Genomic DNA, 14428 nt, shown 5'->3' with positions numbered 1-14428 from the left:
ATCGACTATCGGGATCAGTTCGTCGAAGACCAAAAGCGCAGGAGTTCTTCCGCGACCCTGCGCGGTGCCTCTTCGGGAATGTAGTGACCACAATCCCCGAACACGCCGCCTGATACAGTGGTCGCGATACTTTTCATGGTTTCGATCAGGCTTGCTCCCGCACCGTTATCCGCGCCAAAAGCCAGCACCGGAATCGACAACGGACGGATTGCGCGCTCTTCGTTGGTTTTCAGGCCTTCCGGGCTGAAGGCGTGCCGGTAATAAGACAGCGCGGCTCTTGTAGCGCCGGGAGCCGCGTTGACACGCACATACTCATCCAGATCGGTGGAGGTTATGGTCCACGGTCTGTTCGCCTTGACCCGGAACAGCCAGGTCAGGAATTCACGCTCGCGTCCCTCAAGCAGAATCTCAGGAAGATCGTCAAGGCGATTGAACGCGAAATGCCATGTCTTCAGATTGACGGCTTCCGGCAGGACACCGATGGCCGGAACCTTCGTAATTCCGGGGAGCGCCGCGTCGAATACCGCGAGACGCCGCACGTCTTCCGGCCAGTCGGCGGCGTAGGCATAACTGATCCACGTCCCGACATCGTGCCCCACAACATCAATCGGCCCATCCGCCGTCAGGTGCAGCGCCTGCACCAGAGCATGAATATCGCGCGCCACAGCGCGAAGATCGCAACCGGCGGCCGGTCTGTCCGAATCCCCCATGCCGCGCGGGTCGAGCGCGATGACCCGCCGCCCGCTTTCGCGCAGCAATGGCATGACATAACGCCACGCGTACCAGCTTTGTGGCCAGCCTGGGATCAGCAGCACGGGTGCGCCGCTGCCGCCTTCGACAAAATGAAGCCTCACACCGCCGACGCTGACCGCATCATGGCGGAACAGTTTCCAGAACGTCTCCGGCACAAAGGGAGGACAGGTATCGTCAGAAGTCGTCCTGATCGTGTCGGCTGTCATCTGAATTCTGTCACTCCATGACCTGGGCTTTACGGCCCGATGAGCTTAGGGACTCTTCAGCCCTTTGCCATAAATATCATGATGGCGTGGCAATATGCAGCAGGTCCTCAAGGCCGATACGCCGCAGGAGTTCTGCTCTCATCCTGTCCGCAACGCCGTTGACGACCTCTGCCCCGTCCTGTGACGGATCCACATGGACCCGGAACGGCCGCTTGCCACGCGGCGCATCCACGACGGCCTCGATCGCCCTGGCCACACTTTCCGGGTCGGCATCGGCCGGTTCGAGGGACGCCAACCCCGCCAGCGCCTTCTCCTCCACACCCTTGTAAGGGCCATCCATGTAGGCCTGTGCCACGCTCTGATCCGCCGGAGCCCCGGCATCGCGAAAGTGGTTGGTCCCCTTGGTAAAGGCACCCGGCACGACGATGGTCGTCTCGATCCCCCAGCGGGTCAGTTCACCCGCATAGGAAATCGCCAAAGCATCCATCGCCGCCTTCGCCGCGAAATAGGGGCCGAGGAAAGGCGGCGTGCCGCCCCGCGTGCTGGAGGACGACACCCACACGACCAGCCCCTGTCCTCTTTCCCGCATATGCGGCAGCGCCGCGCGGTTGAGGCGCTGGGTGGACAGGACATTCACATCATACAACGCCGCCAGTTGTTCCGGCGCAAAAGCCTCGGCCGGGCCGAAACACATATGACCGGCATTATGGATCACCACGTCAATCTGGCCCTGTTCCGCCATGATCCGGGCCACGGCGGCGTCCACCTGTGTCTGCTGGAGAACATCGAGTTCCACGGTACGCAGATCGACGTTCCACTCTTTCGCGAATCTGGCCGCATCCGCCACGGCCGCCGCGCCTTTTCCGTGGATGTCCCGCACACCGGCATAGACACAGTGTCCGGCCGTGGCGAGGCCCCGGGCCGTCATGGCGCCAAAACCGCTCGACGCCCCCGTGATCAGGATAACCTGCCTGCCCATGATCCTCTCCCTTTCCGGACGATTTTTTCAGACCATGCCGCCATTGGCGCGCAGGGTCTGGCCGTTGATCCACGCACCATCCGGGCCGACGAGGAAGGCAACCGCCGCCGCGATGTCTTCCGGCGTCCCAAGACGTTCCAGCGGATTCATCTTCGACAGTTTTTCAATCAGTTCAGGGCTTTTCCCGTCGAGAAACAGCTCCGTCCCGGTCGGGCCGGGGGCAACCGCGTTCACGGTCGTGTTCCGGCCGCGCAGTTCTTTGGCCAGGATCGCGGTCAGGGTTTCCACCGCCGCCTTGGTCGCGGCGTACACGCCGTAATTCTCAAACTTCAGCCCGACGACACTGGTCGAGAGATTGACGATGCGTCCGCCTTCCCGGAGCCTTTTCCCGGCTTCACGCAACGTGTTGAAGGTGCCACGAAAATTGATGTCCACCTGTCGCGTGAAGGCGGCATCGTCCACATCGGCGATCCGTCCCAGCGTCATGATCCCGGCATTGTTGACCAGCACATCGACGCCGCCAAAGGCTTTCTCCGTCGCATCGAACAGCGCGGTCACAGCCGCTGCGTCCGAGATATCAGCCTTCACGGGAAGAGCTTCGCCGCCGGCCTGACGGATCGTCGCGGCCAGTTCCTCCGCTTGCGCGGCATTGCCAGCGTAATTGACGACAACGGCCAGCCCGTCCTTCGCCAACCGCGTGGCAATGGCCGCCCCAATCCCGCGCGATGACCCCGTGACGATCGCGACTTTTCTGCCCTGTGTCATATCTGCTTTTCCTTTTGCCTGCGGCCGTTCTGGCCTTCGGACATGACCGTGCCTCTTTTCGACCGCCTGATAATCCCGCATAATCCGGATAGATTATCCGACATAGGGGAACAGTGGATGGACCGACTGGATGTCATGCGTCTGTTCATGCGCATCGTGGAACGCGAAAGTTTCACCCAAGCCGCGGAAGACATGAACCTGCCGCGCTCGACGGCCACCGATGTCATCAAGGCGCTGGAGACCCGGCTGGGCGTGCGCCTTCTGCATCGTACGACGCGCCAGGTCAGCCCAACACCGGAAGGTGAAACCTATTACCGCCGCTGTCGTCATATCGTGGCCGACATCGAGGATGCCGAGACCGCTTTCGGCAATGTCCGGCCCAGGGGCACACTGCGGGTCGACGTGCATGGCACGCTCGCCCGCCATTTCCTCCTGCCATCCCTGCCAGCATTTTTCGCGACGTATCCCGATATCGAACTGCATATGAGCGAAGGCGACCGTCTGGTCGATCCGGTCCGCGAAGGGATGGACTGCGTTCTTCGTGTGGGCGAATTGCGGAACAGTGAAATGGTGGTGAAACATCTGGGCGTGCTGGAGGAAGTGACACTTGCCGCCCCGGCCTATCTGGCAGCACATGGCATCCCGGCTCACCCGGACGCGCTGGCGGATAGTCACTTCATGGTTGGTTTCCAGTCGAGCCTGCGGGGCAGGATCTTACCGCTGGAATTCATGATTGACGGAAAGCCCCGCGATATCGTCCTGCCGCTCCACATGGCGGTCAACGCGGCCGAAAGCTACGTCTCGGCTGCGCGGGCCGGTCTGGGCATCATTCAGATCCCGCGCTACCACGCGGCGCAGGATATTGGGACCGGTTCCCTGGTCGAGGTGCTGAGCGCATTTCCGCCTGCCCCTTCGCCGGTGTCGCTCCTTTATCCGCACAACCGACAGATGTCTCCGCGCATGCGCGTCTTCATCAATTGGCTGGCGGAGATTTTCAGAACGGCCACCACGCCTCCCGACCCACATCACCGCCAGTAAGTTGCGTGAGGAACGATATGCAGAATACGATCGCTACGCTGCTTTCCTTGGCAATCCTGCCGACAATAGTCTTCGCGCATGATCGCCATCAGCAGGAAAGACCCACACTCATCGCCGATCAACCCCATGCCGAGCGGGTTCTTAACCTGCTCCTCAACGATGGAAGGCGTCTGACGGTGTTATTTTCCACTCCGACCAGGCCTCGGGGAACGATCATCATGCTGCCCGGGGGTACCGGCGACATCGGCCTTCAAGAGGATGGACGCATCGGGCATGGAGATAATTTTGTCGTCCGGACACGCGACCTGTGGAACAAGCGGGGTTATGCGGTCCTCATCCCCGATACGATCAATCATGCCAACCTCAGAGGCCGCCGCAGTTCGTCGGCCTATGCACGCCTTGTCGAGGAACTTGCCGCATTCGCGCATCAGCCGAAATCAGGTCCTGTTTTCCTGCTTGGCACGAGCCAGGGATCGATCGCGGCCGTGAATGCCGCAGCCCATGCCCTCCCCGGTAGCATCGCCGGTGTCGTGCTCACTGAATCCGTATCCGTCGTGGGTGGCAGCGGCGAGACGGTCTTCAGCGCCACCCCTCAGCTGGTGCGCGCGCCTGTCCTTGTGGTCGTCAACCGCGATGACTTGTGCAATGTTGCTCCGCCAAAGTCAGCGCGACAGATCGCTGCCTCCATGACAGCTAGCAAAGACGTGCGTGTGCTAACAGTCTGGGGAGGCACCACGCGATCGAAAAAGAACTGCGGTTCCCTGACCCCGCATGGTTATTTTCGTATTGAGAACAAGGTGGTCGATGCGATCAGCAGATGGCTGGATACCCATTCCTAACAAACTCATAAACCTCAGAGCACCTTCTCGTGGTACGGATATCTACGACATGCACTACTTTCGACAATATAAATAATATCATTACCTCAGATCGTCAGTCTCCTATCGTTCTTCGTCGAGGAAACTGGCGCCTTTTGCCAGCCCGTCATCAGCGAGCATTCGTAAAACGGAATTCTCGATAGTGGCGCAGGCTTACGGCCGCTGCGTTCGCCGTATTGCTGTTTCGGCGTAGGCGTTCCACAGGTGGGAGACGATCCCATGTCTGGAGCAGGGGGCAGTTCATGGCTTGCAAGTTCAGGTACGGTATGTTACCAGACCGTTTATCCGGCTTGGGAATAGTCTCCGCTGAAATGGATTCTGTTACCCCGACGCACGGGGGAAAGCTGCTGCCTGCCCGAGGCGCTCACCTTGCCTAACGTCAACGTCAGGCAGAGGTTGGGACCTTTGGGAAAAGATTGCCCGGCGTGCAAGGACGAAAGATGACGAGAGAGCCAGAATAGCCGCTGCACCGTCGTGGCAACCCTCATCAGGACTATGCCAGGGAGGTTTTCAGGATGGCCCAGCGTCACGTCATTCGATGTCCGAAGAAACCTCCGATCGGCGAGGTCAGGTGCCAGCCCCGCATCAGGAACCAGCCTGACATGCCATTGAGGGCATCCCGCAACACGAGCGGTGCCGTCCATTGACCCGGCGAGTCCCTCGGGAGATCGGAAGCTGCCCCCCTTTTGAAGATCAGGCGTTCGATCTCTGGCTGAAGAGTGGATTGCGCAAGCTGTTTGGCAACGTGCTCGATGAACCAGTTCCCGAAGCACTCCTGCATCTGGTCAGGAATCCGAAACCGACCTCCATTGTCGACGAGAAGCCCAACATCGCCAACGATGCTGACCGAGAAGATAAATAGGCTCGCCACGCACAATGGGTAGATAAATCGGTAGTTCCAACGCTCACGAACAGAACCGCATCGGCATTGCTGTCCGCCCAACACATGCGACCGGGAACTGCTTTTGCGCGGCCACACCCCAGCCGACCCGGCGAGAACGACGGATGGAATAGTTCGACCAAGCAGACTGCCGGAAACAAAATTGAAGCGTCATGCGCCATCTTTCATCATTGACATCCCCAGACCCGGAATAAGAAAGATGTATCTTGCGGGATCTGTGTGACCAGCTTTCTGGCCTCCAGCGCCCGCCTAATCCGGCCATCAGTCCTTCACGGGATGCGGCTCTCGGGGCATGGCCTCGTGTCGTGCCTGTCGCCCATTATGGGCCAACATCAAGGTGCTCACATGACAAGAAATATCGTGGTTCTGTCATTTGCCGAGGAAAGCAAAGCTTTCCAGGCATTTTCCGAACTGAAGCAGAAATCCGCCGATGGCGCTTTCTCGCTCGTCAATGCGGTCGTTCTCACACGCAACGCAAATGGCGAAATTACATCGCGTGATGGCTGGGCCGACGACTCTTCGGGAGATCACATTCTCACAGGCACCCTGCTCGGCTCCCTGCTCGGCCTGCTGCTCGGGCCACTTGGCGTGCTGTTTGGCGCATCGACCGGAGCCCTCATTGGCAGCAGCGTCTCACTCGACGACGCGGTGGACCAGGGCAGCCTCCTGGACCAGATGACGCACCTTATTCCCGTGGGCATCACGGCCGTGGTCGCGACGATCGACGAAGCCACGCCGGATGCAGTCGATGCAATCTCACGCTCGCTTGACGCCGTTATCCTGCGCTGCCCTGCCGAAATCGTCGCCGCCGAAGTCGACGCAACGGTGAAGGCAGAAGCTGCGGCGGCCGATGCGGCGCGCAAGGTTCTTTTCGAGCAGCACAAGGCTGAGTGGAAAGCAAAAATCGAAGACTGGCGTCAGCAGGCAAAAGCAGGCTCTGAGCAATTAAAAGCCAGGATCAAAAACTCTCTTCAGTAGGACCATGCAGCACAGGAGGTTATTTTCGTCTGGCTCATGGGCAAATCGCTTGCATTTTTGGTACGGTATGTTACCATACCCAAGCGGCATGGAGGACTTGTTCTCGCTCATGATGACCACCGATCTTCACTTTCCTGTGCCACAGGAAAAAGAGCTGCGTCCCAGGGGGATCGAGCGGCTTAAAAAACTCACGCAGTCTGCCACAGAACTTTTTCTTGAGCATGGCTATGAAGCCACCTCAATGGACATGCTCATTCAGAAAGTGGGCGGATCGAGACGCAACATCTACGAGCGCTTTGGCGGCAAAGAAGGACTTTTCTCGGCGGTTATTACCGAAGAATGCAAAAAGCTCGCCGCCCCGCTTGAAGCGCTCGTTCTGTCCGATGCCTGCGTCCGGCAGACACTGGAGAAGTTTGGCACGGAGATCCTGCACATCATCAAACAGCCGAGAACACTTGAATTGCACCGGCTGATGATTTCCGAAGGCAAACGCTTCCCCTCGCTGTCGCGGGCCATCTGGTCCGCGGGTCATCATAATGCAAAGTCGATCCTTGAGGCATGGATTCAGCGCCAGCAGGATCTCGGCAGGCTGCGAAGTGGCTTTGACGCCTCAGCCCTGTCTTATGCCTTCATCCATATGGTGACTGCGGAAACACAAATGCAGATGCTATCGGGCGGACCGACGACGACCGAAGATCAGGACAAGAAAACGGTCGCCATGGGTGTCGTCTTCTTCCTGGCCGCAGCCGCTCCGGAGGCTGACCGTGACTAAAATGCGCGCAAAGCAGATCCTTGCCTACGTCCTGGTCGCCTTCTTTATTGTCGGTGGGGCCGGCAACCTCATGGCGCCGAAGCCCGTCGCGGATGAGTACGCCCGCTGGGGGTATCCGGACTGGTTCCATTTTGTGACCGGCTGTCTTGAACTGACGTCGGCCTTTCTCATGGCAAGGCAGTCAACCCGGCTGGTGGGAAACCTTCTTGCCATCGGCATCATGGCCTCAGCCACTGCCACCGTTTTTTATTATGGCGAATATTCACACGCGATCGCGCCACTTGTTGTTCTCAGCCTGCTGGTCCTGTCCGCTTACCTCTCCTGGGAACAGAAGCAGGCCTCTAATTTTAGCCGCCATCGCGCCACGTTCTATCCTAACAATCAGAAAGATCCATCATGAACCAGGTTCAACCGATTGCGCTCGTCAGCGGTGCGACCCGCGGGATCGGCCGGGCGATCGCCCAGGGGCTCGCCCAAAAGGGCGTGAAAGTTCTTCTTGGCGCCCGCAATTTAGAGACCGGCCGGGAGGTCGCGGCACAGATCGGCACACCGGATGCACAGGTGGAAGCCGTCGAACTGGATACGACCAGTCAGGCAACTATCGACGCGCTCGCCGCCCTGATCGGTGAGAAATATGGTCGTCTGGATATTCTCGTCAACAATGCTGGCATCAGTCTGGATTTCTATCCCGACCTGTCAGTGCGAGAGAAGCTGTCGAAAACACTCGAAACGAACGTTGTCGGTACCGCCGCGCTGACCGACGCCATGATCCCGCTGCTTGAGAAGTCCCGGCACGGCAGAATTGTCAACGTCTCTTCGGTCCTTGCCTCGTTTACCAGCCGGGGTGAGGAAGGCTGGATTTATGAAGATGTCGCCATGCCGACCTATCAGGCCTCCAAGGCCGCATTGAATGCCCTGACCCTCAGCTACGCAAAATTGCTCGCGGGTCGTCATATCAAGGTCAACGCGATCTGCCCGGGTCTGACCGCCACGGATGCCACCAACCATTATGGGGATCGGAAGCCAGAACAGGCGGCAAAGGTCGCGATCGAATATGCCCTGCTGGATGATGAGGGACCGACCGGGATATTCGCCGATGAACAGTGCAGGCTGGGATGGTGAAGCACGTCTATCGATAAGAGACTCTTCAGATTGTCTCCCACCCCATCGAGCGGAGCAATCATTGGATTGCTTCGCAGACGGTGGTCGGCGAACGCCGTCGGAACATATCGAACGGCCGCCAGCCCAAGGCAAGACGACGGCCTTCCTTGGCATCCCCGTTCAACGTCGCGAAATTCGAACCGCGCTTCTGGTCGGCCAATTAGCTCTCTACCTTACGCATCCCGCGGTCTTCATCTGGGATGGGTGGCGGAGATAGCGTACAGCCTCAACGCGGGGTATCGGGCAACGTTCGGTGACACGATCTTCGAGTTTGCCAAGGCATGGGCCTTTGCCTTTGCACCTCATCCCAAGCGCACTTACACGAGGTGGCGGTCGATCATTCTCACGAATGATTCGAGCGTAGCAGCGGTGCTCGCGGCAAAGAATATCAACGACGCGCTCGTGCTGCAGGAGCGTATCAAGCTTCTCAGATAGGGGTTCTTGGTCGTCTTCTGCGCAGTCTGTTCTATCCGAAACGCTACGCCCTCCCATTCGGCATTTCAACTTCGGACAAATCTTGTCCGCTATGCGGAGAGTCTTTTCAAAAAACATATACCCAGAATGAGAGCGAGAGCGGCAATTCTACGTTTTGAAAATTCGATCCGGATTCTTATCCAAGCACCTTTACGGACCACCTTCCCAGACCGTGTGCTGGCCCATGCCGCGAGCGGGATCTCCGATGGATTTTGCAATTGGTTGCGGGTTAGGCGGCCCCGATCTGAACCTACGAAATTATACCATTGATTTTGTTTGTTTTTATTTTCGCCCCGTCATCTTCCCAAACAAAAACCCCACGAACCTATTGGTTTCGTGGGGTCTTGTATCTTCAGATAGTTGCGGAGGAAGGCAACCAACGATACTTGCGATTGGTGGATAGCAAGATACCCCGCCTCGCCGCGTGACCTAAAGATTATAGCAGAACACATATCTAACTGATATGTCTGCAAGGAAGACCTATTTCATATCCGACGCCATATATTTTCAAATACCTTTGATCTGCCGGAACGAATTGGAGCAACTGCTATGAAGAACGCACTGGCAGCACGAGATAGTTTGGTGCTCGTTCGACCTTAATCCAGTCTACCACGATAACGAAGCTTATCGATCAGAACGGATAGAGCGGGAGTATGCTTTCTACTTGGGTAATACAGATGATAACCTGAGAATGTAGGACACCATTCTTCCAATACCCGTGTCAGCCGACTGGACTTGATATGCGACGCCACTGCGTCTTCCGGAAGATAGGCTATTCCCAAGCCGTCGAGCGCAGATTGTACCCGCAAAGCAAGATTGTTGAACACAAGCTGTCCTTCAACGCGCACATTCACCTCCTGACCATCTTTTTCCAAATCCCATGGGAAAACACCTCCATAGGTAGGCAAGCGCACATTAATGCAATTGTGTTCCATCAGATCGTGAGGTGACTGAGGTAATGAACGGCTCTTAAAATATTTTGGAGATCCAACGACTGCCATCCGCATGTCTGGCCCGATCCTGACTGCGACCATATCCTTAGCGACCTGCTCTCCCATCCTAACACCCGCGTCATATCCTTGAGCTACAATATCCGTCAGGCCGTAATCAACGACCAGTTCGACACTGATATCCGGATGATCAGGCAAAAAACGCTTCAAAGCTGGCTGAAGGATTGAAACGGCAGGATGCTCGCCCGTCGTAATCCGTATTTTACCAGCAGGCTTATCCCGCAGAGCACTCAAATCAGCCAGTTGCGCCTCAATTTCTCTAAACCTTGGTCCAATCGTTTGAAACAGACGTTCGCCTGCCTCGGTTGGCGCAACACTACGGGTGGTACGTGTGAGCAGACTCAGGCCCAAACGTTCTTCAAGGGCACGAATGGTCTGACTGAGAGCCGATTGAGAGACCCCCATTTTGGCAGCTGCGCGGGTGAAGCTCCGCTCCTGCGCCACCGCAGCAAAGGCGGCGAGGTCATTGAAGTTCTCATGCGCCATTGATTAGACCTTCTAATAACTACATCCGTTTTATACCGTCTAATCGCAGGTCACAAGATCGGGTAGCTTTTCTCCCACATCCTGTAAGGCATGACCCAAAGCAGTTGATGCATCAATTTTCCATCACCTGAATTTTCCGTGGTGGCAATCTCTCTGGGTCATCACAGTTCGTCTGCCTCAGCAGGAATAAGACCATCAGGAAGCCGGGCTCAAACCCCGGATGGAGGAACTCAATGACCACATGGCTTATCACCGGATGTTCCAGCGGATTAGGGAGAGATCTGGCCCAAGACGTGCTCAGGCGCGGCCATAATGCCGTCATTACCGCCCGCCACCCTGACAGTCTGAAAGACCTTGTGAAAGCTTATCCTGGAAAAGCACTGCCGCAGGCACTCGATGTGACGAACCGGGATCAAATTGCAACCGCCGTACATGCTGCTGAAACGCAATTTGGCAGGATCGACGTACTGGTCAACAACGCCGGTTATGGATACCGTGCTGCTATAGAAGAAGGTGACGAGGCCGATGTAGCTGCCCTGTTCGCCACCAATGTTTTTGGGCCGGTTTCTGTCATGAAGGCCGTCCTTCCCGGTATGCGTAAGCGTCGCGCCGGAACAATCGTCAACATCTCTTCCGTAGCGCCCCGCATCGCAAGCCCAGGATCGGGTTATTACTCGGCAAGCAAACTGGCGCTCGAAGGGATTTCGGCAACACTGCGCAAAGAGGTCACTCCTCTGGGCATCAAGGTCATGGTCGTACAACCAGGTGCGTTCCGCACGAACTTTGCCGGCCGTTCACTCCATGGCTCTGAAACAGTCATCGCAGATTACGATTCAACGGTCGGCCCTCGACGCAAGGCAGTCGATAAAACCAGCGGCAAAGAACTGGGCGACCCCATCAAAGCGGCTCATGTTCTGGTTGACGTGATCACGGGGCAAAAGCTGCCTGATAACCTTCTTCTTGGGAGCGATGCCGTGACATGGGCCACTAACGCCATCAAGGCTGAGATTCAGGAAATCGAAAAATGGAAAGCAGTCAGTACCAGCACTGATCGTTCCTGACTTCCCGCCAAATCCATAACAACGAAATTGAGACAGATGACAATGAGATATCGTACATTAGGAAAAGACCTCACAGTCTCCGCACTTGGCCTTGGTTGTATGGGCATGACTGGCGTTTATGGCGAAGCGACTGACCACTCCGCCATGATCAAACTTATCCATGATGCGTTTGACCGCGGCGTGACGTTCTTCGATACGGCCGAAGCCTACGGACCATTCACCAATGAAGAACTGGTCGGCGAGGCTCTTGCCCCCATCCGTGACAAAGTGGTGATTGCCACCAAATTCGGGTTTGATATCAACCTGAAAACCGGTGAACGCTCCGGTGGTGTCAACAGTCGACCGGAACACATCCGCGCGGTGGCTGAAGCTGCTCTCACTCGTCTGAAAACAGACCGGATTGATCTGTTCTATCAACACCGCGTTGATCCGGCTGTGCCTATTGAAGAGGTTGCGGGGGTAATCAAGGATCTTGTCTGGGAAGGAAAAGTCAAACATTTCGGCCTGTCCGAAGCCAGCGTAAAAACAATCCGCCGTGCCCATGCCGTACACCCTGTTACAGCAGTGCAAAGCGAATATTCCCTGTTCTGGCGCGAGCCTGAAAAAGAACTTCTCCCCGCCCTTGAGGAACTCGGCATCGGTTTTGTGCCCTTCAGCCCTTTGGGTGCCGGCTTCCTGACTGGTCAGATCAATATGGACACAAAATTTCCGCCTGGCGACTTTCGTAATTTTGTTCCGCGCTTTTCACCAGAAGCCCGCAAAGCCAATCTCGCTCTCGTGGACATCGTGAAAGGTGTGGCAAGCAGTAAAGGGACGACACCTGCGCAGGTAGCTCTTGCGTGGCTTTTGGCACAGAAACCATGGATCACGCCAATCCCCGGCACGACAAAACTCTCACGACTGGAAGAAAATCTCGGGGCGGTCGATCTCGTCCTTACACCTGTCGACATACAGAAAATCGATGACGCCACAGCGAAGATCATCGTTCAAGGCGACAGACTGCCTGAAGCCATACTGAAAATGACCGGTCTGTAAACACTCGCCTTGCGGATAGGAAACCGGGCTAGTTAAGCCCGGCAACCTTAGTTGGTCTAAATACTCAGATCATAAATTACGTACGACGGATGTCATCCAACCAACTCCTTACCTGATTAAGCGTTCGACGCTCCTGATCAGCCTCCATAACAAACGGTTCTTCTATCGTGGCACCTTGTGCATGGCGCGCCAGCACCGAGAGGCTATTCCCCACACCATAGCCGCCATGGGTGATAAAAGGCCGGACTGTTTTACCATTACAGTCATGCGCGCGAAGAAAAGATCGTATGATCGGCGGTGTGGTTTCTCCCCAGATCGGGAAACCAAGAAACACTGTGTCATATGTGTTGAAATCGGGAACAGTCATTGCCAGAGGCGGCTCATAACCGCTGTCACGTTCCTGTTTGGCCTGCGCTACTGTCTGCTCGTAATCTTCTGGATAAGGTTTTTGGGGTTGTATCTGAAAATACTCACCCCCTAGATCACGATGAAGAGTGCCGGCAATCACCTGTGTATTGCCGGAGCGCGTGAAATAAGCGACCAGAATTTTTGCATCAGACCGTAGTGGCAAAATTTTTGACCTTGCATTTGCATGTTTACTACGCGCCAGTGACAGTAACATTGACGCTGCGAGCATCGCCCGTCGCGAAAAGCCGTTCATTTTCATTGCCCTCATCTGGATACTCGGTTACAGCGTCCGCAAAATTTCTGCTTGTCGCCTACAGACTGGCGGGCGATTTTTCAGATGCCTCAACTCCCGAAAGCGCCAGAACTCCCGGAGGCAAACGCGCACCGTGAATGACAATGTGAGCCAAACCCGTATCCATCTCCCGAACTTCATCGGGCGTCAGTTGAATGGCATCCGCCCTCATATTGTCGAACAGATGGGGCATTTTTGTTGTGCCGGGGATCGGAACGATCCAGGGCTTCCGGGCCATAAGCCATGCAAGAGCAATCTGTGCTGGTGACGCATCCTTGCGCCGAGCCCAGTCTTTCACAAACCCGGCCATTGCAAGGTTTCCAGCAAGCGCGTCGGGCGCAAACCAGGGCACATTAGATCTGAAATCATTCCTGGCAAAATGGGTGTGAAGGGAAATATCCCCTGTCAGCAAAGCCATTGCCAATGGACTCCAGCACACAAAACCAATGCCAAGTTCTTCGCAGACCGGCAGGATTTCAGATTCAGGCTCGCGTGCCATCATCGAATACTCGTTCTGCACGGCCGTAACTGGCTGCACGGCATGGGCACGGCGAAGCGTTTTTACACCGGGTTCAGAAAGACCAAAATGTAAGACCTTGCCCTCTGCAATCAGATCCTTGACCGTGCCTGCGACATCTTCGATAGGAACTGCCGGATCGACACGATGCTGATAAAGCAGATCGATACGATCGGTCCGAAGCCTCTTCAGCATCCCCTCGACAGCAAGCCTGATATGCTCGGGCCTGCTATTAAGCCCTCCTAGGGATTTCCCGGTTTTCAGGTCCAGATTCCATCCAAATTTGGAACTGATCACCACCTCGTCACGAACAGACCCGAGTGCCTCGCCGAGGATGCGTTCAACCTCAAACGGACCATAAGCCTCGGCCGCATCGAAAAGCGTCACACCGTATTCATGCGCTGTCCGTGCAAGCTGGATCATGTCAGACCGTCTCGGCGCAGTTGCGTAAAACGTGCCTGTCATGTCCTGACAGCCAAGACCTACGCTTGAAACCTCCAGTGCTCCTAATTGACGTCGTCCATCAACATGCACACCTGCCCAGGGCGCTTGCGCCCCGGCCTTCCGCGGCAAGGTACCTGCCATTGCTACAACGGTCATGGCACCGGCACTCTGCATGAAATTCCGCCTTCCCAGCAGGAATTTTTCCTTATTTTTCGGCATATTATTTGCAACGAATACCATTACCGCCTCCCTTGTTAATATGAAGAGGTT

At 56.3% G+C, this 14428-nt stretch carries 15 protein-coding genes; 8 read left to right on the top strand and 7 right to left on the bottom strand.

Annotation, left to right across the window (positions count from 1 at the left end; translation table 11 throughout):
- Nucleotides 1-14: 14 nt before the first annotated feature.
- From ACMAUO_RS18445 to ACMAUO_RS18435, 3 genes are all read right to left on the bottom strand, one after another.
- Nucleotides 15-959, bottom strand: a complete 945-nt coding sequence (locus tag ACMAUO_RS18445) for an alpha/beta fold hydrolase (protein ID WP_061506525.1) — start codon at nt 957-959, stop codon at nt 15-17.
- 76 nt (nt 960-1035) lie between these two features.
- The gene (locus ACMAUO_RS18440; protein ID WP_420358373.1) at nt 1036-1938 is read right to left on the bottom strand and encodes an SDR family oxidoreductase; all 903 of its coding nucleotides are present in this window, start codon (nt 1936-1938) and stop codon (nt 1036-1038) included.
- A 27-nt stretch (nt 1939-1965) separates the two neighbouring features.
- A complete protein-coding gene (locus ACMAUO_RS18435; RefSeq protein WP_420358372.1) occupies nt 1966-2703 on the bottom strand; it encodes an SDR family oxidoreductase in 738 nt (245 codons plus the stop codon).
- 117 nt (nt 2704-2820) lie between these two features.
- Between ACMAUO_RS18435 and ACMAUO_RS18430 the strand changes: the two genes are divergently transcribed.
- Both ACMAUO_RS18430 and ACMAUO_RS18425 read left to right on the top strand, forming a co-directional pair.
- A complete protein-coding gene (locus tag ACMAUO_RS18430; protein ID WP_420358371.1) occupies nt 2821-3741 on the top strand; it encodes a LysR family transcriptional regulator in 921 nt (306 codons plus the stop codon).
- Nucleotides 3742-3758: 17 nt separating this feature from the next.
- Nucleotides 3759-4580 (top strand): alpha/beta hydrolase, encoded by an 822-nt coding sequence (locus ACMAUO_RS18425; protein WP_420358370.1) that lies wholly within the window; start codon nt 3759-3761, stop codon nt 4578-4580.
- Between the two features lie 565 nt (nt 4581-5145).
- Here the strand turns inward: ACMAUO_RS18425 and ACMAUO_RS18420 are convergent.
- Nucleotides 5146-5400: a hypothetical protein gene (locus tag ACMAUO_RS18420; RefSeq protein WP_420358369.1), complete on the bottom strand. Its 255-nt coding sequence runs from the start codon at nt 5398-5400 to the stop codon at nt 5146-5148.
- A 465-nt stretch (nt 5401-5865) separates the two neighbouring features.
- Here ACMAUO_RS18420 and ACMAUO_RS18415 point away from each other — a divergent pair, with 465 nt between their 5' ends.
- The 4 genes from ACMAUO_RS18415 (at nt 5866) to ACMAUO_RS18400 (ending at nt 8392) form a co-directional block, all read left to right on the top strand.
- Nucleotides 5866-6498 carry a DUF1269 domain-containing protein gene (locus tag ACMAUO_RS18415; protein WP_420358368.1) on the top strand — a complete coding sequence of 211 codons (633 nt, stop codon included), beginning with the start codon at nt 5866-5868 and terminating at the stop codon, nt 6496-6498.
- Nucleotides 6499-6607: 109 nt separating this feature from the next.
- Nucleotides 6608-7270 carry a TetR/AcrR family transcriptional regulator gene (locus ACMAUO_RS18410; RefSeq protein WP_420358367.1) on the top strand — a complete coding sequence of 221 codons (663 nt, stop codon included), beginning with the start codon at nt 6608-6610 and terminating at the stop codon, nt 7268-7270.
- A gap of 1 nt (nt 7271) precedes the next feature.
- A complete protein-coding gene (locus ACMAUO_RS18405) occupies nt 7272-7670 on the top strand; it encodes a DoxX family protein (protein ID WP_420358659.1) in 399 nt (132 codons plus the stop codon).
- On the top strand, nt 7667-8392 hold the full coding sequence (locus tag ACMAUO_RS18400; protein ID WP_420358366.1) for an SDR family NAD(P)-dependent oxidoreductase: 726 nt from the start codon (nt 7667-7669) through the stop codon (nt 8390-8392). The genes ACMAUO_RS18405 and ACMAUO_RS18400 overlap by 4 nt, the downstream gene beginning before the upstream one ends.
- Nucleotides 8393-9501: 1109 nt before the next feature.
- Here ACMAUO_RS18400 and ACMAUO_RS18395 read toward each other — a convergent pair.
- Nucleotides 9502-10401: a LysR family transcriptional regulator gene (locus ACMAUO_RS18395; RefSeq protein ID WP_420358365.1), complete on the bottom strand. Its 900-nt coding sequence runs from the start codon at nt 10399-10401 to the stop codon at nt 9502-9504.
- Between the two features lie 233 nt (nt 10402-10634).
- Between ACMAUO_RS18395 and ACMAUO_RS18390 the strand changes: the two genes are divergently transcribed.
- Complete coding sequence (locus ACMAUO_RS18390; protein ID WP_420358364.1) at nt 10635-11462, top strand: oxidoreductase; 828 nt, start codon at nt 10635-10637, stop codon at nt 11460-11462.
- A 36-nt stretch (nt 11463-11498) separates the two neighbouring features.
- Nucleotides 11499-12497 carry an aldo/keto reductase gene (locus ACMAUO_RS18385; RefSeq protein ID WP_473965186.1) on the top strand — a complete coding sequence of 333 codons (999 nt, stop codon included), beginning with the start codon at nt 11499-11501 and terminating at the stop codon, nt 12495-12497.
- 76 nt (nt 12498-12573) lie between these two features.
- Here ACMAUO_RS18385 and ACMAUO_RS18380 read toward each other — a convergent pair whose 3' ends face one another.
- Together ACMAUO_RS18380 and ACMAUO_RS18375 are read right to left on the bottom strand one after the other, a co-directional pair.
- Nucleotides 12574-13158: a flavodoxin gene (locus tag ACMAUO_RS18380; RefSeq protein WP_420358363.1), complete on the bottom strand. Its 585-nt coding sequence runs from the start codon at nt 13156-13158 to the stop codon at nt 12574-12576.
- Nucleotides 13159-13216: 58 nt separating this feature from the next.
- The gene (locus ACMAUO_RS18375; protein ID WP_420358362.1) at nt 13217-14398 is read right to left on the bottom strand and encodes an aldo/keto reductase; all 1182 of its coding nucleotides are present in this window, start codon (nt 14396-14398) and stop codon (nt 13217-13219) included.
- Between the last annotated feature and the right edge of the window lie 30 nt (nt 14399-14428).

This window comes from Gluconacetobacter brunescens (assembly GCF_048695475.1).
Taxonomy (GTDB): Bacteria; Pseudomonadota; Alphaproteobacteria; order Acetobacterales; family Acetobacteraceae; genus Gluconacetobacter.
This window is presented reverse-complemented; position numbering and strand designations above follow the sequence as displayed.